The organism is Hydrogenophaga sp., assembly GCF_025699295.1.
Taxonomy (GTDB): domain Bacteria; phylum Pseudomonadota; class Gammaproteobacteria; order Burkholderiales; family Burkholderiaceae_C; genus Hydrogenophaga.
Genome location: NZ_JAILWB010000030.1, coordinates 21,349 through 42,532, shown reverse-complemented (window position 1 = coordinate 42,532; position 21,184 = coordinate 21,349). Strand labels below are relative to the sequence as shown.

The 21,184-nt window shown below is 66.8% G+C and carries 23 protein-coding genes, 1 pseudogene and 1 riboswitch; of the genes and pseudogenes, 14 read left to right on the top strand and 10 right to left on the bottom strand.

Features of this window, described 5'->3' with window-relative positions; genetic code table 11:
• Together K5880_RS22525 and K5880_RS22520 are read left to right on the top strand one after the other, a co-directional pair.
• Positions 1–1,123: pseudogene (locus K5880_RS22525) on the top strand (excinuclease ABC subunit A); the annotation flags it as partial.
• Between the two features lie 4 nt (positions 1,124–1,127).
• A complete protein-coding gene (locus tag K5880_RS22520) occupies positions 1,128–1,454 on the top strand; it encodes a hypothetical protein (protein WP_297658023.1) in 327 nt (108 codons plus the stop codon).
• Positions 1,455–1,461: 7 nt separating this feature from the next.
• Here K5880_RS22520 and K5880_RS22515 read toward each other — a convergent pair whose 3' ends face one another.
• From K5880_RS22515 to K5880_RS22505, 3 genes are read right to left on the bottom strand one after another with little or no spacing between them, the layout of a single operon-like run.
• Entirely contained in the window at positions 1,462–1,842 is a 381-nt protein-coding gene (locus K5880_RS22515) for a hypothetical protein (RefSeq protein ID WP_297658020.1), read from the bottom strand.
• Between the two features lie 55 nt (positions 1,843–1,897).
• Positions 1,898–3,163, bottom strand: a complete 1,266-nt coding sequence (locus K5880_RS22510) for an MFS transporter (RefSeq protein WP_297658017.1) — start codon at positions 3,161–3,163, stop codon at positions 1,898–1,900.
• Complete coding sequence (locus tag K5880_RS22505; protein WP_297658014.1) at positions 3,160–3,963, bottom strand: HAD-IIB family hydrolase; 804 nt, start codon at positions 3,961–3,963, stop codon at positions 3,160–3,162. Before K5880_RS22505 ends, K5880_RS22510 begins: the two co-directional genes overlap by 4 nt.
• Positions 3,964–4,065: 102 nt before the next feature.
• Positions 4,066–4,154, top strand: a riboswitch (S-adenosyl-L-homocysteine riboswitch).
• Positions 4,155–4,225: 71 nt separating this feature from the next.
• On the opposite strand from K5880_RS22505, the gene ahcY reads away from it, so the two are divergent.
• The 6 genes from ahcY (at position 4,226) to K5880_RS22475 (ending at position 11,135) form a co-directional block, all read left to right on the top strand.
• Entirely contained in the window at positions 4,226–5,659 is a 1,434-nt protein-coding gene (gene ahcY / locus K5880_RS22500) for an adenosylhomocysteinase (protein WP_297658012.1), read from the top strand.
• Between the two features lie 8 nt (positions 5,660–5,667).
• Positions 5,668–6,423 carry a TlyA family RNA methyltransferase gene (locus tag K5880_RS22495; protein ID WP_297658010.1) on the top strand — a complete coding sequence of 252 codons (756 nt, stop codon included), beginning with the start codon at positions 5,668–5,670 and terminating at the stop codon, positions 6,421–6,423.
• 15 nt (positions 6,424–6,438) lie between these two features.
• Positions 6,439–7,287 carry a methylenetetrahydrofolate reductase [NAD(P)H] gene (gene metF / locus K5880_RS22490; protein WP_297658007.1) on the top strand — a complete coding sequence of 283 codons (849 nt, stop codon included), beginning with the start codon at positions 6,439–6,441 and terminating at the stop codon, positions 7,285–7,287.
• Between the two features lie 192 nt (positions 7,288–7,479).
• Positions 7,480–9,690, top strand: coding sequence for an autotransporter outer membrane beta-barrel domain-containing protein (locus K5880_RS22485; RefSeq protein WP_297658004.1), 2,211 nt, complete (start codon positions 7,480–7,482; stop codon positions 9,688–9,690).
• Entirely contained in the window at positions 9,678–10,565 is an 888-nt protein-coding gene (locus K5880_RS22480) for an alpha/beta fold hydrolase (protein WP_297658001.1), read from the top strand. The genes K5880_RS22485 and K5880_RS22480 overlap by 13 nt, the downstream gene beginning before the upstream one ends.
• A 156-nt stretch (positions 10,566–10,721) precedes the next feature.
• Positions 10,722–11,135 (top strand): septal ring lytic transglycosylase RlpA family protein, encoded by a 414-nt coding sequence (locus K5880_RS22475; protein WP_297657998.1) that lies wholly within the window; start codon positions 10,722–10,724, stop codon positions 11,133–11,135.
• Between the two features lie 17 nt (positions 11,136–11,152).
• Here the strand turns inward: K5880_RS22475 and K5880_RS22470 are convergent, their stop codons facing one another.
• The 5 genes from K5880_RS22470 to paaA are packed head-to-tail and all read right to left on the bottom strand — an operon-like array spanning position 11,153 to position 14,999.
• A complete protein-coding gene (locus tag K5880_RS22470) occupies positions 11,153–12,265 on the bottom strand; it encodes a 2Fe-2S iron-sulfur cluster-binding protein (RefSeq protein WP_297657995.1) in 1,113 nt (370 codons plus the stop codon).
• Positions 12,266–12,269: 4 nt separating this feature from the next.
• A complete protein-coding gene (gene paaD / locus K5880_RS22465; protein WP_297657992.1) occupies positions 12,270–12,797 on the bottom strand; it encodes a 1,2-phenylacetyl-CoA epoxidase subunit PaaD in 528 nt (175 codons plus the stop codon).
• A 5-nt stretch (positions 12,798–12,802) separates the two neighbouring features.
• A complete protein-coding gene (paaC, locus tag K5880_RS22460; RefSeq protein WP_297657990.1) occupies positions 12,803–13,654 on the bottom strand; it encodes a 1,2-phenylacetyl-CoA epoxidase subunit PaaC in 852 nt (283 codons plus the stop codon).
• Positions 13,654–13,989 carry a 1,2-phenylacetyl-CoA epoxidase subunit PaaB gene (gene paaB, locus K5880_RS22455; protein WP_297657987.1) on the bottom strand — a complete coding sequence of 112 codons (336 nt, stop codon included), beginning with the start codon at positions 13,987–13,989 and terminating at the stop codon, positions 13,654–13,656. The genes paaC and paaB overlap by 1 nt, the downstream gene beginning before the upstream one ends.
• Positions 13,986–14,999: a 1,2-phenylacetyl-CoA epoxidase subunit PaaA gene (paaA, locus tag K5880_RS22450; protein WP_297657984.1), complete on the bottom strand. Its 1,014-nt coding sequence runs from the start codon at positions 14,997–14,999 to the stop codon at positions 13,986–13,988. The genes paaB and paaA overlap by 4 nt, the downstream gene beginning before the upstream one ends.
• A 183-nt stretch (positions 15,000–15,182) precedes the next feature.
• Here paaA and K5880_RS22445 point away from each other — a divergent pair, with 183 nt between their 5' ends.
• Positions 15,183–15,866: a CAP domain-containing protein gene (locus K5880_RS22445; RefSeq protein ID WP_297657981.1), complete on the top strand. Its 684-nt coding sequence runs from the start codon at positions 15,183–15,185 to the stop codon at positions 15,864–15,866.
• 13 nt (positions 15,867–15,879) lie between these two features.
• On the opposite strand, the gene rlmJ is transcribed toward K5880_RS22445, so the two are convergent.
• On the bottom strand, positions 15,880–16,797 hold the full coding sequence (gene rlmJ, locus K5880_RS22440) for a 23S rRNA (adenine(2030)-N(6))-methyltransferase RlmJ (protein ID WP_297657978.1): 918 nt from the start codon (positions 16,795–16,797) through the stop codon (positions 15,880–15,882).
• Between the two features lie 206 nt (positions 16,798–17,003).
• Here rlmJ and rplM point away from each other — a divergent pair, with 206 nt between their 5' ends.
• The 5 genes from rplM (at position 17,004) to erpA (ending at position 19,567) form a co-directional block, all read left to right on the top strand.
• Positions 17,004–17,435 carry a 50S ribosomal protein L13 gene (rplM, locus tag K5880_RS22435; RefSeq protein WP_297657974.1) on the top strand — a complete coding sequence of 144 codons (432 nt, stop codon included), beginning with the start codon at positions 17,004–17,006 and terminating at the stop codon, positions 17,433–17,435.
• A 12-nt stretch (positions 17,436–17,447) separates the two neighbouring features.
• Positions 17,448–17,840 carry a 30S ribosomal protein S9 gene (gene rpsI / locus K5880_RS22430; RefSeq protein ID WP_297657971.1) on the top strand — a complete coding sequence of 131 codons (393 nt, stop codon included), beginning with the start codon at positions 17,448–17,450 and terminating at the stop codon, positions 17,838–17,840.
• Positions 17,841–17,942: 102 nt separating this feature from the next.
• On the top strand, positions 17,943–18,650 hold the full coding sequence (locus K5880_RS22425) for a DUF6776 family protein (protein ID WP_297657968.1): 708 nt from the start codon (positions 17,943–17,945) through the stop codon (positions 18,648–18,650).
• 29 nt (positions 18,651–18,679) lie between these two features.
• Positions 18,680–19,078 carry a polymer-forming cytoskeletal protein gene (locus K5880_RS22420; RefSeq protein ID WP_297657965.1) on the top strand — a complete coding sequence of 133 codons (399 nt, stop codon included), beginning with the start codon at positions 18,680–18,682 and terminating at the stop codon, positions 19,076–19,078.
• A gap of 123 nt (positions 19,079–19,201) precedes the next feature.
• Positions 19,202–19,567, top strand: coding sequence for an iron-sulfur cluster insertion protein ErpA (erpA, locus tag K5880_RS22415; protein WP_297657962.1), 366 nt, complete (start codon positions 19,202–19,204; stop codon positions 19,565–19,567).
• 88 nt (positions 19,568–19,655) lie between these two features.
• On the opposite strand, the gene K5880_RS22410 is transcribed toward erpA, so the two are convergent.
• Positions 19,656–21,023 carry a M23 family metallopeptidase gene (locus K5880_RS22410; RefSeq protein WP_297657959.1) on the bottom strand — a complete coding sequence of 456 codons (1,368 nt, stop codon included), beginning with the start codon at positions 21,021–21,023 and terminating at the stop codon, positions 19,656–19,658.
• Positions 21,024–21,184: the final 161 nt, after the last annotated feature.

Below are 21,184 nucleotides of genomic sequence, written 5' to 3'. Positions count from 1 at the left end.
GACAAGATCACTTCGGACGTGCCCCCACCCCAACCCTCCCCCAGCGGGGGAGGGGGCAAGTCCCTGGCTGCAGATCCGCGGCGCCAACCTGCACAACCTCAACCAGCTCGACGCCGCCGTGCCGCTGCAGCGCCTGGTCGTCATCACCGGGGTGTCCGGCTCGGGCAAGTCCACGCTCGCGCGCGATGTGCTGCTGAGCAACGTGGCCGCCGCCGTGGCCGCGCGCAACACCTTTGCCGGCAAACAAGCCTGGGACGCTGGCGCGCGCCCGACATGGACCGGCTGCGACAAGCTGCTGGGCAGCGAGACCGTGGACCGCGTGCTCGAAGTCGACCAGACGCCCATCGGCAAGACGCCGCGCAGCTGCCCCGCGACCTACATCGGCTTCTGGGACACGGTGCGCAAACTGTTCGCCGACACGCTCGAAGCCCGGGCGCGCGGCTACGGCCCCGGGCGCTTCAGCTTCAACACCGGCGAAGGCCGCTGCCCGGGCTGCGAAGGCCAGGGCATGCGCACCATCGAGATGAGCTTCCTGCCCGATGTGAAGGTGCCTTGCGAGGTCTGCCATGGCGCGCGCTTCAACCCCGAGACCCTGGCCGTGACCTGGAAAGGCAAGAGCATTGGCGACGTGCTGCAGATGGAAGTCGATGAGGCGGTCGACTTCTTCGCGTCCATGCCCCACATCGCCCACCCGCTGCAGCTGCTCAAGGACGTGGGCCTGGGCTACCTCACGCTGGGCCAGCCCAGCCCGACGCTCAGCGGCGGCGAGGCGCAGCGCATCAAGCTCGTGACCGAACTCAGCAAGGTGCGCGACAACGTCACGCGCCGCGGCCAGAAGGCGCCGCACACGCTCTACGTGCTCGACGAGCCCACGGTCGGTTTGCACATGGCCGACGTGGAAAAGTTGATCCGCGTGCTGCACCGCCTGGTCGACGGCGGCCACAGCGTGATCGTGATCGAGCACGACCTGGACGTGATGGCCGAAGCCGACTGGATCATCGACCTCGGCCCCGAAGGCGGTGCCGGTGGTGGCCGCATCGTCGCTGCCGCGCCGCCCGACGAGGTGGTGCGGCTGGACACGCACACCGGGCGTGTGCTCGGGCCGGTGCTGGCCCGGTCGTGATGCGGTGAACGTGTCCCAGGTCATCCACATCCACGCCGAAGCGCCGGACAAGCCCGCGCTGGGTGCACCGTGCAACGGCTGCGGCGTGTGCTGCCTGGCCGAGCCGTGCCCGCTGGGCCGGGTGATCTCCCGCAAGCGTGTCGGTGCGTGCGACGCACTGCGCTGGGACGGCGCCTTGTCGGTCTACCGGTGCGGCGCGCTCACCGACGCGGCGGGCGTGCTGGGCCCGCGCTGGCGCTGGGCCGCGCCGCTGCTGCGCACACTGGCCCACCGCTGGATCGCGGCCGGCGTGGGCTGCGACGCCACGCTGCAGGCCGAGCGCGGCCGCTGAGCGCCGCTCAGCGCACGAACAGCCAGACCACGCCGACCGCGAGCACGGCCACGACCCACAGCAGCAGGCGCGTGCGGGTGCGCAGCACATCCACGGCCGCCACCAGGCGCGTGTTCTGCTCGGCCAGCGCGGCCAGGGTCTGCGCCATCTGCTCCTGCGCGGCGGCCTGCTGGTCGATCAGCTGGCGCGCCTCGATCAGGCGGTTCTTCAACTCGCCCGGGCTGGGCGGCGCGTCGCCCAGGTCCAGTGGTTCGGGCAGGGGCGCGTTGGCCGGCGGCGCCTTCTGGCGGTCCATCAGCTTGCGCGCGGCGTTGAGCACGGTGGGCGCGTGTTCGATCACGTCGCCCCAGGGAATCACTTTCAGGGCAACCAGCCAGGGAATGGCCATGCGGGAGTCCTTTCGCTTGTCATGACGGGGAACGGGCGTTCACCGTGGGAGCAGCTTAAACCCGTGGGGTTCCTGCAGGTGGGGCCGATGGGGCCCGCCGCAAGAGCCACCAGCCCCAGCCGGCCACGGCCAGCAGCAGCGCCGGGAAGCCCAGCGTGGGCGCCCACTGCAGCGCGGCGGCGCCCAGCGCGGGCGCGAGCACGCCCCCCAGCGTATACGACAGCACCAGCACGGCGGTGCTGTTGACCAGGGTGATGCCCTCCTCGCGCGAGCCGATGTCGATCATGGCCAGCGTGTAAAGGCAGCCGCCCGCGCCGCCCCATACGAAGGCCACCGGTGCGGCCAGCCAGGGCGTGCCGGCCACGAAGGGAATGACCAGCGTGGCGAGCAGGGTGATCAGCGCGCACAGGCGCATGAGCGCGATCCGCGCGTCACGCTCGTTGCCCCAGCGTTGCCGGGGGTGGTGCGCCATGCGGTCGGCCATGACCCCGGCCGGCAGCATCATGAGCGCGCTGCCCAGGCCGCTGGCCGAGACCAGCAGCGCCGCCGCCGTGGCGCCCAGCCCGAGGGCCAGGCCGTACAGCGGCAGGATGGACGTCAGGCCGCTTTCGAAGAAGCCGCCGACGAAGCCCACCGTCATGACCAGCGGGTGCGCCAGCAGCGCGTGCCAGACGCCCGAGAGGCCGACCTTGGCGCTGTGCGCGTCGGCCGCGTCGGGCAGGCGCGGGATGAGCAGGCTCCAGAACAGGCCGATGGCCATGGAACCCAGCGCGATCCACAGCGCCGCGTCGCTTTCTGCGCCGACCCAGGCCAGCAACAGCGGGCCGACCACAAAGGTGACGCCGACCATGGTCTCGAAGATGCCCACGTAGCGCCCGCGCTGTCCCGGTGGCGAGAACTCCGCCACCACCGCTTCGGCCAGCACCCAGCGCAGGCCCGAGGCCATGCCGGCGGCGATCTTGAACACGAACCACAGTGCCAGCCACTGCGTGAAGGCAAAGCCGGCGGTGGCGATCACCGGGATCAGCGCGGCCAGCCACAGCGTGGGCCGGCGGCCCAGGCGCTGCGTGATGGCCGATGCGAAGGGCGTCATCAAAAAGATGCCAAGCCAGCCGCTGGCGGCGAACAGGCCGGCCAGCGCGGTCGACTCGCCGCTGCCCTTGAGGCGCAACAACAGCAGCGGCGCGAGCATGAAATAGCCGACCAGCTCGAAGAAGGTGGAGCCGAAGATGACGAACAGGCCGAGGCGCGCCTGGTCGCGCGCGGGCGCCACCGTCGCCGGCAAGCCGGTGTGTGCCGGTGGCAGCGGGTGTTCGCTCACCCGGCGTCTCCGCTGCGCGGCGCCAGCACGGCGTCGGCCACCTCGGCGAAACCCGCGCCGCGTTCGCCCTGCGTCACGTAACGCGGCTTGTGCGCCAAGGCTTGCCAGAAGCGCGCCACGTTGGCCACGCCCACGCTGTGCGGGAAGTGGCCGAACATGCGCGCGTCGTTGGTCGAGTCGCCCACATAGACCCAGTGGTCGAGTTCGTCGTCCAGCGCGCGACCCAGGTGGGACTGCACGATCCAGCGCGCGCCAGCGAGCTTGTCATGTTCACCGATCCAGCCGTTGATGTGGATGGAGCTCACGGTGGCGTTGAGGCCCTCGCTCGTCATGAGTTGCACCACCCGTGCGATGTCGGCCTCGCCCAGGTGCGCGAACTCGCTGTGGTCGATCGCGATGTCGGTCTCGCGCCCGGGGCTGTCGGTGGCCAGGTGGGTGTGCGGCAGCTCGGCGAGCACATGTCGGGCGGCGGCCTGCAGACGTGCGAAGTTCGTGGCGCGCGTGGCCGCGTCCTGCAGGTAGTCGCGCCTCAGTTCGCCCGAGGCGCCGCGCCACAGCGCGACCGCGCCGTTCTCGGCCACGATCGCATCCACCGGCCAGGCCAGGGCGAAGGCTTCGCTCCAGCCCGCGGGCCGCCCGGTGATGGCGAACACGGGCAGGCCGGCCGCGCGCAGGCGCTGCAGGGCTTGCAGCGCATCGGGCGTGATCGCGCCCTCGGTCGTCAGGGTGTCGTCGATGTCGGTCAGCACGCCGCGGATGCGGGCGCGGGCCTCGGCGGGCCATAGGGTGAGCGGGTTCATGGTCATGGGCGGGCGGCAGTGTCGCACAGGCCATGCGGTTTGCGCGGTGCCACCGGCGACGCGCGGCAGGGGCCAGCCGGGGCCTGCTGCGGTAGAATCCCGCGATCCGAGGAGCGTTGCAGCGTCCCCACCGACACCGTCGGCCGCGGGGCGTGAGGCTCGGACCATCCATGCAACGACGCTCATCCACTTCTCGTGCGATGAGTCCTTTCTTACTCAATGTTTGCGAGATGTGGTTTGTCCATCCCTACCGGAGCGAACCATGAATGCACGTCTGAACAACCCCGCTGTCAACGACAGCTCGATCGCCGACCTTTCCCTGGCCGAATGGGGCCGCAAGGAAATCCGCATCGCCGAAACCGAAATGCCCGGCCTGATGGCCATCCGCGAGGAATTCGCGGCCTCGCAGCCGCTCAAGGGCGCGCGCATCACCGGCAGCATCCACATGACCATCCAGACCGCGGTGCTGGTCGAGACCCTGCAAGCCCTGGGCGCGAGTGTGCGCTGGGCCTCGTGCAACATCTTCTCCACGCAGGACCACGCTGCCGCCGCCCTGGTGGCGCAGGGCACGCCGGTGTTCGCGCACAAGGGCGAGACCCTGGCCGAGTACTGGGACTTCACGCACCGCATCTTCGAGTTCGGCGCCGCGGGCACCGAGAACGAAGGCCCCAACATGATCCTGGACGACGGCGGCGACGCCACGCTGCTGATGATCCTGGGCAAGAAGGCCGAGAAGGACCCATCGGTGATCAGCAAGCCGACCAGCGAGGAAGAGACCTGCCTGTTCGCCGCCATCAAGGCCAAGCTCGCGCAGGACCCGACCTGGTACACCCGCAAGGCCGCGCAGATCATCGGCGTGACCGAGGAGACCACCACCGGCGTGCACCGCCTGAAGGAAATGAGCCTCAAGGGCACGCTGCCGTTCCGCGCCATCAACGTGAACGACTCGGTGACCAAGAGCAAGTTCGACAACCTGTACGGCTGCCGCGAGTCGCTGGTCGACGGCATCAAGCGCGCCACCGACGTGATGATCGCCGGCAAGGTCGCCGTGGTCGCCGGCTACGGCGACGTGGGCAAGGGTTCGGCGCAGGCGCTGCGCGCGCTCTCGGCCCAGGTCTGGGTGACCGAGATCGACCCCATCAATGCCCTGCAGGCCGCGATGGAAGGCTTCAAGGTCGTGACCATGGAGTACGCCGCCGACAAGGCCGACATCTTCGTCACCACCACCGGCAACAAGTCCATCATCACGCACGATCACATGGTCGCGATGAAGGACCAGGCCATCGTCTGCAACATTGGCCACTTCGACAACGAGATCGACATCGCCTCGATCGAGAAGTACCAGTGGGAAGAGATCAAGCCGCAGGTCGACCACGTGATCTTCCCCGACGGCAAGCGCATCATCATGCTGGCCAAGGGCCGCCTGGTGAACCTGGGTTGCGGCACCGGCCACCCCAGCTTCGTGATGTCGAGCTCCTTCGCCAACCAGACCATCGCGCAGATCGAGCTGTTCTGCCACCCGGACGGCTACGACATCGGCAAGGTGTACGTGCTGCCCAAGCACCTGGACGAGAAGGTGGCGCGCCTGCACCTGAAGAAGGTCGGGGCCATGCTGACCGAGCTGACCGACGAGCAGGCCGCCTACATCGGCGTGAACAAGGCCGGCCCCTACAAGCCGGACACCTACCGCTACTGATCGCGGCCATGCGGGCCGACCAGCTGCTCGTCGAGCGCGGCCTGGCAGCCACCCGTTCGCAGGCCCAGCGGCTCGTCGCCGCGGGCGTGCAGTGGCGCTTGCCGGGTGGTGACTGGCACGGTGTGACCAAAAATGGCGAGGAACTGCGTGACGCGGTCGAGCTGCGCCTGCTGGACACGGCGGAAACGCGCTACGTCTCGCGCGGCGGCCTCAAGCTCGAGGGCGCACTCGCGCACACCGCGCTGGACGCGGGCGGCCTGCGCTGTCTCGACGTGGGGCAGAGCAGCGGTGGCTTCACCGACTGCCTGCTGCAGCGTGGTGCGCAGCAGGTGGTGGGTGTGGACGTGGGCCAGGGTCAGCTGCACCCGCGCCTCAAGGGCGATCCGCGCGTGGTCTGCATCGAGAGATGCAACGCGCGCGAGCTCTCGGCCAAGGTGCTGACGCAGGCCGGCGGCGCGCCGCCGTTCGACCTGATCGTGGGCGACCTGTCGTTCATCTCGCAGACGCTGGTGTGGCCGGCCGTGGTGCCGCTGCTGGCGCCGGATGGGCACCTGCTGATGCTGGTCAAGCCGCAGTTCGAACTGCAGCCCGGACACATCGGCAAGGGCGGCCTGGTGAAGGACGCGGCGAGTTACGCGGTCGTGCGCGAACGCATCGAGAAGGCCTGTGAGGAACATGGCCTCGTGATGCGGGACTACTTCGAGAGCCCGATCACCGGGGGTGACGGGAACCGTGAATTCTTTGTGTTTGCAAGCAACAAATGATGCAAGGAGGGGGCCGTGAGTCTTCCCATCAGCCTGGAATTTTTCCCGACCAAGACGCCCGAGGGCGCGGTCAAGCTGCGCGCGGTGCGCCAGCAGCTGTACAAGCTCAAGCCCGAGTTCTGCTCCGTGACCTTTGGCGCGGGCGGCTCGACGCAGGACGGCACGCTGCAGGCCGTGACCGAGATCATGGCCGAGGGCTGCCCGGCAGCGCCGCACCTGAGCTGCATCGGCCAGTCGCGCGAGAGCATCCGTGAGCGCCTCGCGGCCTACGCGGACGCGGGCATCCGCCGCATCGTCGCGCTGCGCGGCGACCTGCCCAGTGGCTACGGCATGGGCGGCGAGTTCCGCTACGCGAGCGATCTCGTGGATTTCGTGCGCGCCGAGACCGGTGAGCGTTTCCACATCGAAGTCGCGGCCTATCCCGAGACGCATCCGCAGGCGAAGTCTCCGCTGGCCGACCTCGATGCGTTCGTGGCCAAGGTACGGGCCGGCGCGAACTCGGGCATCACGCAGTACTTCTTCAACAGCGATGGCTACTTCCGCTATCTGGATGATCTGCGCGCACGCGGCGTGGATGTGCCGGTGGTGCCGGGCATCATGCCCATCACCAGCTCCACCCAGCTGATGCGCTTCTCCGATGCCTGTGGCGCCGAGATTCCGCGCTGGATCCGCATGCGGCTTCAGGCGTACGGCGACGACACCGCATCCATCAAGGCGTTCGGGCTGGACGTGGTGAGCGAGCTGTGCGAGCGCCTGCGCAGGGGCGGCGCGCCCGGGCTGCACTTCTACACCATGAACCAGAGTGTGGCGACGCTGGAGATCGTGCAGCGGTTGGTGTCCGCGACGTCCGGCGATGCGGACTGAGCGGCGACACAGCGGGTGCTGAAACAGGAGCAAGTACTGCTGTTCCGGCGCGCGTTAAGGAGATTGTGACAAACTGCTCGCAGCTATTTGTGAGAATTGTAAGAAAATATAACTGAACGCGGTCTGATGCTGCGTTCAAGCAGCGGACCACAGATCCGTTTTTTCTGAAGTTGCCTCACAGGTGCTGCTCGCATGACCCGATATGTCCCGTCCTTGACCTTCAAACGCCTGGCGTTGCCCGGCCTGTTTGCGTTGTCCCATGGATTCACCCTGGCTGGAACGGGCTCCTGCGTGGGTGCGGGAGCGATCAGCGTGTCCGTTCCAGTGGTGGGGGAGTGCGGCCTCGACAACGGTGATTCCCTCACGGTCACTTCCGGGGGCAGTCTCACAGGTGATGGTCTGGGCGCGTCAGTCGGGGTTCGCGTCGGGGCAGGTGTCACGGGCATCCAGATCACCAACGACGGCGCCATCGTGGGAGCCCCGTTCGATGCCATCTGGAACTTGGGCAGCATCGACCGCATCGTCAATCGTGGGCAACTCCAGGGTGGCAGTGCTTTCGCGCTCGGTGTGTACAACCTGGGCAACATCACCGAGCTCAACAACGAGGCGTCGGGCGTGATCTCAGGTTCCAGCACGTGGCCGAACGTCATGGAAAGCACGGGCACTCTGGGCACGCTCAACAACGCAGGCAGGATTCTGGGTGGAATCGAAACGGTCAACACCGTGATTAACGTGCTTGGAACGTCCTCGCGCATCACCGGAGCAGTCGTGAATACAGGCGGCTCCATCCGGTTGCTGTCGGGTTCCGCGTTCACGACAGAGAACACCTTCAGTTCCGCATCCTTTCACATCCTGGGTGGGGCGCGGCTGCAGATCGGATCCACGGGGCATGGCATCAGCGTCAGCAGTGGTGCCGCGGACGCCTTCAACAACGCCGGCACCCTTTATGTACCGGCCGGCGTCCAGGCCCAGATCACCGGCAACTACGCCCAGAGTGGCTCCCTGCGCATCGGTGCCCACAGCACGGCGAGCTATGGGCGCCTCAGCGTTTCCGGCGATGCCACGTTGCCCTTGGGCGCCCGTTTCGATGTGGACGTCAGCGCATTCAACACCCTGGCCGCCGGTGACACGCTCGCGGGGGTTCTGACGGCTGGTGGCACGCTGACCAATTCGGCGCCGGCGGGCAATGTCAGCGACAACAGTGCGCTGTTCAACTTCGAATCCAGGACCAACGGCAATGCCGTTGACCTGGACATCGTGGCAGCTGGCGCGTCGCCCGCGTCCGGCGAAGGCATCGTGCCGGCGGTGATCGACAACCATCTCCTCAACGGCGTACCGACCGCCCGTTTGCTTGATGGCTACATCCGCGGTGGCCATACCGGCACCGACTGGGACAGCGTGGTCGCGGCACTGGGGCGCTTGCCAACGAGTCACAACGTGGCCGAGGCCGTAGGTCAGATCATGCCGCTCATGCATGGCAATGCGGCGCTGGCGGCCCTGGCGCACGGGGCCAGTTCGGGCCCGGCCATTGAGGAACAGAGGGCCCTGACGGGCCAGTCGGGCGGCTCGCAGGCGGGTGGCAACGGCCTGTGGGTCAAGCCGCTGGGCAACTGGATCGACCAGGACGGGCGGAACGCTTTCAGCGGGTACGAAGTCGGCACCTACGGTCTTGTGGGTGGCGTGCAGCGGGACCTGAATGCCGCATCCACCCTGGGTTTCGGCCTGGCCTATCTCGAGAGCACCGTTGACGGCAAAGGATTTGCAGCTGGCCATCGCAGCGACATCGAGAGCGCCCAGCTGATTGGCTACGGGCGCCATGCGATCAACGATGCCGGTTGGCAGTTGTCCTGGCAGGGTGACTACACCCGCAGCCGCATCGAATCGCAACGCGCGTTGAGCTTCATCGGTCGCACGGCGCAGGCCAGATATGACGGCGATGCCTGGCACCTGGGAATGGGTCTGAGCCGGGCCTACGAAATGAATGCGGTGACTGTCAGACCACTGATTGCCCTGGACTGGCGGCAGTTCAAGAGCGATGCCTACACGGAAAGTGGTGCGGGGGCTTTGAGCCTGCAAGTCAACGCCCAGAAGGCGCGGGAGATCATCCTGAAGGTGGGCGCGCATGCGCAAGGGGACATCAACGCACGAACCCAGTGGCTGACCCATGCTGCGGTGGGCTACGACCTCAATGACCAGCGCAATGCGGTGACGGCGCGTTTCAGTGGCGGTGGCGTGGCCTTCACCACCGAAGGGCTGCCTGCGTCGCGAGCGGTAGTGGAGCTGGGCGCAGGTATCCGCTACCGCCGCAGCGAGAGCATGGAGGTCACTGCCCGTTACGACCTGAGCCTGCGCAACGGGCTGCGTGATCAGACGGCGTCCGTGCGACTGGGATGGGCGTTCTGACCTGCGACACCTGGTTGCGGCGGACCTTCGCCGCTGCGCTCGCGTTGCTGTTGCTGCATGGCTGCGCCGTCCCTTCACCGCAAGCGCGCGGCACTCGCACGATGGAGTGGGCGACGGAGCAGGGCTGGCGATCTCTCGTGTTGCCTGGGCGCGTTTTCGATATCCAGGCCTTCGTGCCGGGCAGCTTGCAGCGCGCTCAACGATTGACGGTTTACATCGAGGGCGATGGACTGGCATGGCTCGACCGGCACACGCCCTCGTTTGCGCCGACGCCTGTCGATCCGCTGGGCTTTCGCCTGGCTGTGGCCGACATGGGTGCCGGTGTGGTCTACATCGCAAGGCCCTGCCAATACACCTTTGGCCCGTCGTTCAAGGGTTGCCAGCAGAAGTATTGGGGCAGCCACCGCTTTGCGCCAGAAGTCATCGAGTCAATGAACGATGCCGTGGAGCAACTCAGGCGCAGATATGGCGCTTCCGAACTGGTGCTGGTGGGTTACTCCGGCGGCGCTGCGGTGGCGGCCTTGCTGGCGACGCGACGCAGCGACGTGGCGGCACTGGTGACAGTGGCTGGCACGCTGGATACCGATCTCTGGGCGCGGACGCAGCGCGTGTCGCCCCTGCAAGCCTCGCTCAATCCGAAGGATGTGGCCTCACGGCTGGCGTCTTTGCCGCAATGGCACTTCGTGGGTCAAAAGGACCTGGTGGTGCCAGGCAGCGTTTTGACGAGCTTTCTGATGGGAGCCTCTGGCCAGGACAGGGAGCCCACGCGTTCCCCCGTCATTCAGGTGATGCCGGGCTTCGACCACCAGTGTTGCTGGGCAGCGGCCTGGCCGGAACTGAGCCGTCGATTTGCCGGGCCGGCAGCAGGGCACTGACTCCATCATGGCCGTGCGCGCCTCGTTCTGGTAAAACCGCGAGGTCTTGTCCGCGCTGGAAACCGCTTGTCGGCATGACATCCTGTCCTCAACGCATTTGCCCACCATGAATCAGACCGAAGCAGCAATGCATACCGTTCCATGCTTCAGCGGCGCATGAGTTTCAGGGCCGCCTTCGCGCTGATGCTGGTCTCCGTGCTATGGCTCGGAGGCTGCACGACGCGGGCGCCGTCCATGGCTGACACCGCCGGTGCACCCGGTGCGTCGCCGGTCGATGGGCGCGAAATGGAGCGCGGCATGGCCTCCTGGTATGGGGGAAAGTTTCAGGGCCGGCGCACTGCAAGCGGTGAGCCTTTCGACATGAACGAACTCACGGCCGCGCACAAGACGCTGCCGTTCGGCACCCGTGTGCGCGTGCGCCACGCCGTCACGGGAAGGGCGGTGACGGTGCGCATCAACGACCGTGGGCCATTCGTCAAGGGCCGTGTCATCGACCTGAGCCATGCGGCGGCATCGGCGATCGGCCTGATCCAGGCCGGTGTGGGTCCGGTGGTGCTGCTCGCGCCCTGAGAGGCGGCGCTCGGACTCTACCGCTCGTCGTAGCTCACCACCACGCGGTCGGTGGTGGGGCGGGCCTGGCAACTCAGCACGAAGCCTTTGTCGGTTTCCCAGGGTTCGAGCGTGAAGTTCCTCTCCATCTGCACCGCGCCTTCCATCACCTTGGCGCGGCAGGTGCAGCACACGCCACCCCGGCATGACCAGGGCAGGTCCAGGCCGGCGTTGAGGGCGACGTCCAGCACGCGCTCGTCGCGGTTCATGCGCAGCTCGTGCGGCTTGCCATCGAGCACCACGGTCAGCGCCACCTCGCCCTCGGTGGGAACGGCCGGGTGCCCGAGCACTGCAGCGCGGCGCTGGGTCGCGGGCAAGGCCTCCAGTGTGGGCGAGGTGAACCGTTCGGTGTGCACGCGGTCGGGTCGCACGCCGGCGTCCAGCAGGGCCTTCTCGGTCGCCTCGATCATGGCCTCGGGTCCGCAGATGAAGACCTCGTCCATGCTGGCCACGGGCAGCAGCGTGTCGATCAGGGCGCGCACCTTGTCGCCGTCGATGCGGCCTTCGAGCAAGGGCACCTCCTGCGCCTGGCGCGACAGGATGTGGATCAGCGTGAGCCGGTCGGCATACCGGTCCTTCAGGTCCTGCAGCGCCTCGTTGAACATCACGCTGCCCATGCGCCGGTTGCCATACACCAGCGTGAACTTCGTTGTGGGTGACTCCTCCAGCGTGCTGGCCATGAGCGAGAGGATGGGCGTGATGCCCGAACCGGCCGCAAAGCCCACGCGGTGCACAGCGCGCGGCTTGTGCACCGTGAAGCGGCCGTCCGGCGGCATGGCCTTGAGCGTGTCGCCGGCCTTGAGTTCGGTGGCGGCCCAGTTGGAGAACACGCCGCCTTCCACCGGCCGGATGCCCAGTGTGAGTTCGCCGTGCCGTGTGAGCAGGCTGCGCGGGCTGCTGATGGAGTAGCTGCGCCGCACGTCCTGCCCGTCGATGGTGGCGCGCACGGTGAGGAACTGCCCGGGTTCGAACGCGAAGATCTCGCGCTGTGCGGGCGGGACCGCGAACGTGATGGCCACCGCGCCGGCCGACTCGGGGCTGATGCGGGCGATGGGCAGATCGTGGAAACCGCGGGGGGCTGCTGTGCTCATGGCGTCAATACGGTTTGAAGTAGTCGAAGGGTTCCAGGCAATCGAGGCAGCGGTACATGGCCTTGCACGCGGTGGACCCGAAGGGCGAGGTTTCGGTCGTGTGTGTCGAGCCGCACTGCGGGCAAGGCACCGTCTCGTGCCGCGGTTTCTGGCGCGCGAACTTGAGCACGTTGCCGTTGCAGTGTTCGCCGCCGCCGCCTTGCGGCGGCGCGATCCCGTAGGCGCGCAGCTTCTCGCGCGCGGTCTCGCTCATCCAGTCGGTGGTCCAGGCCGGCGCGAGCTGCGTGACCACACGGGCCGACAGGCCTGCGGTCGTGAGCGCGGCTCGCACGTCGTCCTCGATCTGCCCCATGGCAGGGCAGCCACTGTAGGTGGGTGTGATCACCACCTCGGGCACGCCGTCGGCTCCGGTGCGCACGTCGCGCAGAATGCCGAGCTCGCGCAGGCTGACCACCGGAATCTCCGGGTCGGCCAGGTCGGCCAGCGCCGCCCAGATGGCGGCGTGATCGCGCTCGACGACGGCGGGTGCCATGGTGATCACCAGACTGCTTGCGGATGCGCGCGCGCCAGGCTCTGCATCTCCGCGAGCAGGAAACCCATGTGCTCGGAGTGCACCCCCAGCTTGCCCTGGGTGACGTGGCCGTCGCTGGCCGGGCGTGCGAGCGTGGCCGCGTTCAGCGTGTCGTCTACCAGCGCATCCCACGCCGTCTTCAGGCCCGGCAGGTCGACGCCGGTGCCGTTGTTCGTCGCCTGCGTCTCTGCCTCGCTGCCGGTCCAGAACTCCTGGCAATACGGCAGCAGGTGGTTCAGTGCGGTCTGTGCCCGAGCGTGCGACGCTTCCGTGCCATCGCCAAAGCGCACCAGCCAGTCGCTGGCGTGGCGCAGGTGGTACCGGACTTCCTTGAGCGACTTGGCCGCGATGGCCGCGAGTTGCGCATCGGCCGAGGTCTGCAGGCGCTGCCACGTCAGCACCATGAGCGCGCTGTAGAGGAAGTTGCGCGCGATGGTGGTGGCGTAGTCGCGGTCGCCCGAAGCGGTGCCGGCCAGCGGCCCGTGGTGGGGCAGCTCCAGCAGCGTGAGGTTCCGGAACTCGGCGGTGTCACGAAAATAGGCCAGCGTGTCTTCGGTGAGGCGGCCTTCGACGCGCGCGCCCTGGAGGTGGAGGAAGCGCTGCGCGAGGTCCGCGTCGTTGTTGATGAGCGCGGCTGCGTGCTGGTACAGCAGGCGCGCCTGTCCGAGCAGGTCCAGGCTGTTGTTCGCCAGGGCCAGGTCTTCCTCGAGGATGGGGCCGTGGCCACACCACTCGGCGTTGCGCTGGCCCAGCACCAGGGCGTTGTCCGCCAGGTGCAGCAGGTAGCCGATCGGGGCGTGGGTGGGCGCCGAGACCATCACATGTGCCCCACTTTGTCGGGGATCTCGTAGAAGGTCGGGTGGCGGTAGACCTTGTCGGCCGCCGGGTCGAAGAAGCTGTCCTTGCTGTCGGGCTCGCTGGCGGTGATGGTGGCCGAGGGCACGACCCAGATGCTCACACCCTCCTGGCGGCGCGTGTAGACGTCGCGCGCCATCTGCAGCGCGTGGACCGCGTCGCTGGCGTGCAGGCTGCCGCAATGCTTGTGCTCCAGGCCTTGCTTGCTGCGCACGAAAACCTCCCACAGGGGCCATTCCTTCAGGGACTTCGCCCCCTCTCCCGCTGGGAGAGGGTTGGGGTGAGGGCTGGATGTCATGCGGCCTCCTTCATGGCGCGTTCCTGTTGTTTGCGGGCATGCGCCAGCGCGGCTTCGCGCACCCAGGCGCCGTCGTTCCAGGCCTTCACGCGCGTGGCCAGGCGTTCCTTGTTGCAGGGGCCGTCGCCGTTGACCACGGCCCAGAACTCGTCCCAGTCGATCTGGCCGTAGTCGTGGTGGCCGCGGGCTTCGTTCCACTTCAGGTCGGGGTCGGGCAGGGTCACGCCCAGCACCTCGGCCTGCGGCACGGTGGCGTCGACGAACTTCTGGCGCAGGTCGTCGTTGCTGATGCGCTTGATGCCCCAGCGCATGCCCTGCACGCTGTTCGGGCTGTCGGCGTCGGGTGGGCCGAACATGGCCAGGCACTTCCACCACCAGCGGTTCACCGCGTCCTGCACCATGGCCTTCTGCTCGGCCGTGCCCTGCATCATGACCAGCAGCGCCTCGTAGCCCTGGCGCTGGTGGAAGCTCTCTTCCTTGCAGACGCGGATCATGGCGCGCGCGTAGGGGCCGTAGCTGCAGCGGCACAGCGGAATCTGGTTCATGATCGCCGCGCCGTCCACCAGCCAGCCGATCACACCCACGTCGGCCCAGGTCAACGTGGGGTAGTTGAAGATCGAGCTGTACTTGGCCTTGCCCGAATGCAGTGCATCGAACATCTGGTCGCGGCTCGTGCCTAGGGTTTCGGCCGCGCTGTAGAGGTACAGGCCGTGACCACCCTCGTCCTGCACCTTGGCCACCAGGATGGCCTTGCGCTTGAGGCTGGGTGCGCGCGAGATCCAGTTGCCCTCGGGCAGCATGCCGACGATCTCGCTGTGCGCGTGCTGGCTGATCTGGCGCACCAGCGTCTTGCGGTAGGCATCGGGCATCCAGTCGCGTGGTTCGATCTTGCCGTCGGCGTCGATCGCCGCGTCGAAATGGGCCTGCAAGGCGGTGTCGTGGGGCACGGCCCTGAGTGGCGCACCGGACTGGCCGTCGGCATCGGGCACGTTGAAGGACTGGGTGTACATCGGCGTCTCCTGACCCCGGTTTTCGGGGGCAGGTGCAAGTATATGCAATTAACCAACCGATCGGTCGGCTAATTTTGCAACGCCGGGGCCGGGCGCGACCGAAGCGCGGTCGCGCCGCCGGACAAGCGGTGGCCGACTACATCCGCTTACCGGGGGTTGCGGGCCCGACCGTAGAGTCGGCACATGGTCAATCCACCCAGTCACCCCTCTCGTGTGTCCTTCTTTGCGCGCCCCGCCGTGATCCGGCGACTGGCCGCCGCCGCTGGCGCGGCACTTTGCCTGACGGCCTGTGGCGGCGGTGGGGGCGACGGAGACATTGGCGGGGAGGTCGGGTCCGGCGGTCTCGCCGTGGGCCCCATGGCCGCCAGCGCGGCGGGCGGTTCGGGCGGTGCGACCGGCAGCGGGTCGGGTTTGCTGGCCCTGGACGCCGGCACCAGCTGCGGCCTGCCCGAATTCCGCAACAGCCTGCTGCAGCAGATCAACGCGGCGCGTGCCACGGCGCGCAGCTGTGGTGGCACGCTCATGCCCGTGGCGGCGCCGCTGGCCTGGGACGACCGGCTGTTTTCGGCGGCCGCGCGCCATTCGATCGACATGGCGACCAACAACTACTTCTCACACACGGGGCTGGACGGCCGCAGCGCGTCGCGGCGCATCACCGATGAAGGCTATGCCTGGTCCTGGGCGGGCGAGAACATCGCTGCGGGGCAGTCCACGGTGTCGGCGGCGATGGGCACCTGGCTGGCCAGTCCGGGCCACTGCGCGAACATCATGCGCGCCGATTACCGTGACGTGGGCGTGAGCTGCGTGCAGCGCAGCGGCAGCGACTACGGCCGCTACTGGACGATGTCACTGGCGCGGCCGCAGTGAGCCGGCGGGGTGCTCAGCCGCCCGATTCCAGCGCCTGCGACTTGCCACGACCGCGCCCGAGATGGGTGAGCAACTGTGGCAGTGCGGCCTGCAGCACGCCCTTGAGCGTGTGCGGCGGGTTGATCACGAACATGCCGCTGGCGGTCAGTCCGGGTCGGTCGTCCGGGCCGTGGGTCGGGTCCTGGCCGATGGCCAGCGTCGCCTGGAGCCAGGGCCGTTGAGCCTGGTTGGACAGCGTGCGCAGGCGGCGCGGCAGGTCGTGCGCCTCCGGGCGGGGAATCACCGGGTACCAGACCAGGTAGGTCCCCGTGGGAAAGCGCTTGATGGCGTCTTGTATGCAGGCGCTTACTTTCGAGTAATCGCTTTTGATCTCGTAGCTTGGATCGATCAGCACCAGTGCGCGCTTGGATCCCGTGGCCGACGGTGGCGGCGGCAGGAGTGGCTTGAGACCTTCGAAGCCGTCCTCGCGCGCCACCACGATCTGCCGCCCCGCTTCCAGCTGTGCGATGTTGGCCGTGAGCGTGCGGCTGTCGGTCGGGTGCAGCTCGAACAGCTTGAGCCGGTCGCGCGACTCGGCCCGCAGCAGCTGGTGCATCACGAAGGGCGAGCCAGGGTAGACGCGCAACGCCCCGGATGGGTTGTAGCTGGCGATCAGGTCGAGGTAGTCGTCAATGGCCGGTGCAACGGCCTGCGCCGCCGGGCGGTCGGCTGCCCGCAAGGCACCCATGAGCTTGACCACGCCGTCCCTGGCCTCGTCGCCGGTTTCGGTGTAATCCCCATCGAGCCGGTAGAGCCCGGCCCCGGCATGGGTGTCGACCATTGTCAGCCCCGCATCCTTCTGCATCAGGTGTCGCAGCGTGGCAATCAGCGTGATGTGCTTGAGCACATCGGCGTGGTTGCCCGCGTGGAAGGCGTGTCGGTAACTGAACATGCCCCGATGGTAGCCGTTGGATCGCGCCGCCCGACCGCTGGCGGCCGCCGGTTTGCCAGCCCGGTCCGATATTTCGTACAATCGAGGGCTTCGCAGCGAACTGCTGGCTCCGCGGCGAAGTATCCAGACCCCACCTAAGAGCGTTCCGTCAGAGAACGACCGACCGTGGAAAAGAGCCGCCGAACCAACTCTTCAAGAGAAAACTCATGACCAAAACGTTCAGCGCCAAACCCGCTGACGTGACGCACGAGTGGTTTGTGATTGACGCGACCGACAAGGTCCTCGGACGAGTAGCCAGTGAAGTTGCTCTCCGTCTGCGCGGCAAACACAAGGCCATTTACACGCCTCACGTCGATACCGGTGACTTCATCGTCATCATCAACGCAGCCAAGCTCCGCGTCACGGGCACCAAGGCCCTCGACAAGGTGTACTACCGCCACTCCGGTTACCCGGGCGGCATCTATGGCACCAACTTCCGTGACATGCAGGCCAAGCACCCTGGCCGCGCACTCGAAAAAGCCGTCAAGGGCATGCTGCCCAAGGGCCCGCTCGGCTACGCCATGATCAAGAAGCTCAAGGTGTACGGCGGTGCAGAGCACCCGCACACCGCCCAACAGCCGCAAGTGCTGGAACTCTAAAGGAGCCTTGAGATGATTGGTGAATGGAACAACGGAACCGGCCGTCGCAAATCCAGCGTCGCGCGCGTGTTTCTGAAAAAAGGCAGTGGCAAGATCACGGTCAACGGCAAGGACATCCAGGCCTATTTCGGCCGCGAGACCTCCATCATGATCGCGAAGCAGCCGCTGCTGCTGACCAACCACGCCGAGACCTTCGACATCCAGGTCAACGTGCACGGTGGTGGTGAATCCGGCCAGGCCGGTGCCGTGCGCCACGGCATCACCCGCGCCCTGATCGACTACGACGCTACGCTCAAGCCGGGTCTGTCGCAGGCGGGTTTCGTGACGCGCGATGCGCGCGAAGTGGAACGCAAGAAGGTCGGTCTGCGCTCCGCGCGTCGCCGCAAGCAGTTCAGCAAGCGCTAAAGCCGGCTGCACATGCTCCAGAAACCGCCTTCAAGTTCAAACTTGGGGCGGTTTTTGCTTTCTGGGCCCGGGTTGCGTTTGCTTGCATTTTGAAAGGTTTGAATGCGGTTCCGCCTGCTGCGTAGAAGACTGACCGTCAGCGCACCGAGGGTGTCGGTGCGCAGCACCCTGCCATGGCCTCTGCGCTGGCTGCTGGGCGCGGTGGTGCTGGGCTTCTCGGGCGCGCTCGCGGTCTGGGCCTTCGAGTTCGGCAAGGATATTGCTGGGCTGGACCGCAACGCCCAGCAAGAGCTTGAGCAACTGCGCCGCGAGGTTCAGACCCTGCGCACCGATCTGCAGGAAGCGCAATCGGTGGCCAACACCACCGACAGCCTGCTGATCACAGAACGCAGCGCGCAGGAGCAACTGATGATGCAGATTCGGCAACTGCAGGCTGACAACCAGCTGCTGCGCAGTGACCTGGGCTTCTTCGAGCGCCTGATCCCGGGCTCTGGTAACGGCGCACTGAGCATTCGCGGGTTGCAGGCCGAGCGGCTTTCGGACACCGAACTGAAGTGGCAGGTGCTCATGATCCAGGCGAGCAAGAATGCGCCGGACTTCAAGGGTGCGCTGGAAGTCACGTTCGCGGGCACGCTGGCGGGCAAGCCGTGGTCGGCCAGACAGGCGCCATCGCCCCAGCCGGTGCTGATCAAGGGCTATCTCCGCATGGAAGGCGTGGTGGACGTCCCCGCGCAGGCCGTGGTAGAAAACGTGACCGCCAAGATCCTGCAGGGCAACTCGGTCAGGTCCATGCAATCCTTCAACCTGTAACCCCATACGGTCCGCCGTCAGGAGAATCCATGTTTGCAAAGAAGAAGCAGCCGCCCATCAAGAGCCTGATTGCCCAGGGCACCCGCGTCGAAGGCAACGTGCTGTTCCACGACGGACTGCGCATTGACGGCGAAGTGGTGGGCGACATCCGGGCCAGCGACGAGCAGGCCAGCATCCTTGTGGTCAGTGAGGTGGCGGTGGTGACCGGCCAGATTCACGCCGATCACGTCATCATCAATGGACAGGTCAAGGGCCCCGTGCTCGCCTTCGAGTTGCTGGAGCTGCAGCCCAAGGCCCGAATCGAGGGCGATGTGTCCTACAAGGCCCTGGAAATGCACCAGGGTGCCACCATCTCCGGTCAGCTCAAACCCATGGCCGGCGGTGTCGAAGACAAACCCACACTGAAACTGGCGGCAAACAACAGCTGAAGGCATTCCCGAGCGATTTGCTATAGCATCGCCGGGAACAGTTGCCAGTTCCTGGGTGCGACGCACCCGCCCCGTCATTTCCGCAGGCCATTGACCGGTCGCGGTTCAGTCAAGAGGTATTCCATGAGCGCAGTCGCCGAAAACATTCAGACCGACATGCCGGCACCGCTGGTCTTCACCGACAGCGCGGCGGCCAAGGTGGCCGAGCTGGTGGCCGAAGAAGGCAATCCCGACCTCAAGCTGCGCGTGTTCGTGCAGGGCGGTGGTTGCTCGGGCTTCCAGTATGGTTTCACGTTTGACGAGATCGTCAACGAGGACGACACGACGATGTCCAAGAATGGTGTGTCCTTGCTGATCGATGCGATGAGCTACCAGTACCTCGTGGGCGCGGAGATCGACTACAAGGAAGACCTTGAGGGCGCGCAGTTCGTGATCAAGAATCCCAATGCCACGACCACTTGCGGTTGTGGCTCCAGCTTCAGCGTCTGATACGCGGGTCGCGGCTGCGGCCACAAAAAAGGGAGTCCATCGGGCTCCCTTTTTTTGTGGTGTCAGGACAGTGCCTGTCGAGAGGTCTCTACTCGGCGCTGGCCTGCTGGATGCTGGCCGCTGCATCCAGTTGCAAGCGCTGCAGATGGGCCACGGCGTCGAAGCGCTGGCGCAGGGCGGGTGGCACCGGAACCGATTCGCTCTTGCGCGCGATCGACAGAGGATCCACGTGCACGCCGTTGTCGCGGAACTCCAGATGCAGGTGCGGGCCGGTGGATGCGCCCGTGCTGCCCACGGCACCGATGAAATCACCCTGGTCAACGCGCTGGCCCTTGCGCACGCCGATGCGGCTCAGGTGGGCGTAGACGGTCATCTGGTTGTTTCGGTGGCGGACGTAGATCACGTTGCCGTAACCCCGTTGCACGCCAGCAAACTCCACCACGCCGTCACCGATGGTGCGCACCGGGGTGCCTGTGGGCGCTGCGTAGTCCACGCCCATGTGTGGCTTGCGTGTGCCGGAAATCGGGTGAAAGCGCATGCCATAGCCGCTGCTGACACGCGAGAACTCGAGCGGCGATGACAGGTAGTAGCGGCGTGAGCTCTGTCCATCGAACCCGTAGTAGCCGCCTCTGTGGCCCGGTTCCTCAAACCACATGGCCTCGTGTTCCTTGCCGTTGTTGACGAACTCGGCGCTCAGCACGCGGCCGGTGCGCAAGGCCTCTCCGTCGGCTTCGAGGCTTTCATAGACGACGCTGAACCGGTCGCCCTGGCGAAGGTCGCGGCGGAAGTCGATGTCGCTGGAAAACATCTCGGCCAGCTGAATGGCAATCGGGTCGGGAATGCCGGCCTCGTCGGTGGCCGCGAACAGTGAGCTGCGGATCACACCGCTGGCCAGGCGCGTCGATGCCGTGAGCGCGCCCTGTTCCAGTCGCGACCTGAGCGTGCCGTCCTCGGACTTTTCCACCACCAGGCGGGTGAAGCCGCGGTCATCGGCGGAGAGCCAGCGCGCGGTCAGGCGCAGCAACTCGTTGCGTTCGTTGGCCTCGATACTGACAGGTCGGCCGGTGCGCCCGGCCTGCAGCAGTTGTCGGGCCAGAGGGTCGTTGCGCAGGAAGGTCTGGGCTTGGGAGTCGGGAACACCCAGGCGCTGCAGCAGACTCTGCGCGGTGTCGTCGCGCCGCGTGGTCTCGGTGCGGAACAGCACCAGCATTGCCGCGGGCTGTGCGGCAGAGAGGGCGTCGATGTCGGCCTGCGCCGGCACATTCAGGGCTTCGATGACCTGACGCACCGGGATGTCCGAGGCGTCGGGCGCGAGCGGTGCAATGCCGAAGGCCGTCACCCCGGTGCCCAGCAGGACCACGCCAAGACCGCCCATGATGCGGCGCGGGTGGCGCGAGAGGGTCTGGGCCGTGGCATCAAAAAGCTGTGCCAGCGTGAGAAGTAGCGGACGGGTCAAAATCGGTGTTTCCGGTAAAGCCGTCTCCCTGGGGGGCGGCGCACACAAAAAGAGCGCTTGAGGCGGAACAAGTTCACTCAAACGCCCTGGCGGTGACGAACCGACTTGATATCGTGCAAAAAGTGCGCCAACTAAAATCTGTCACCAGCGACCGGCAGTAT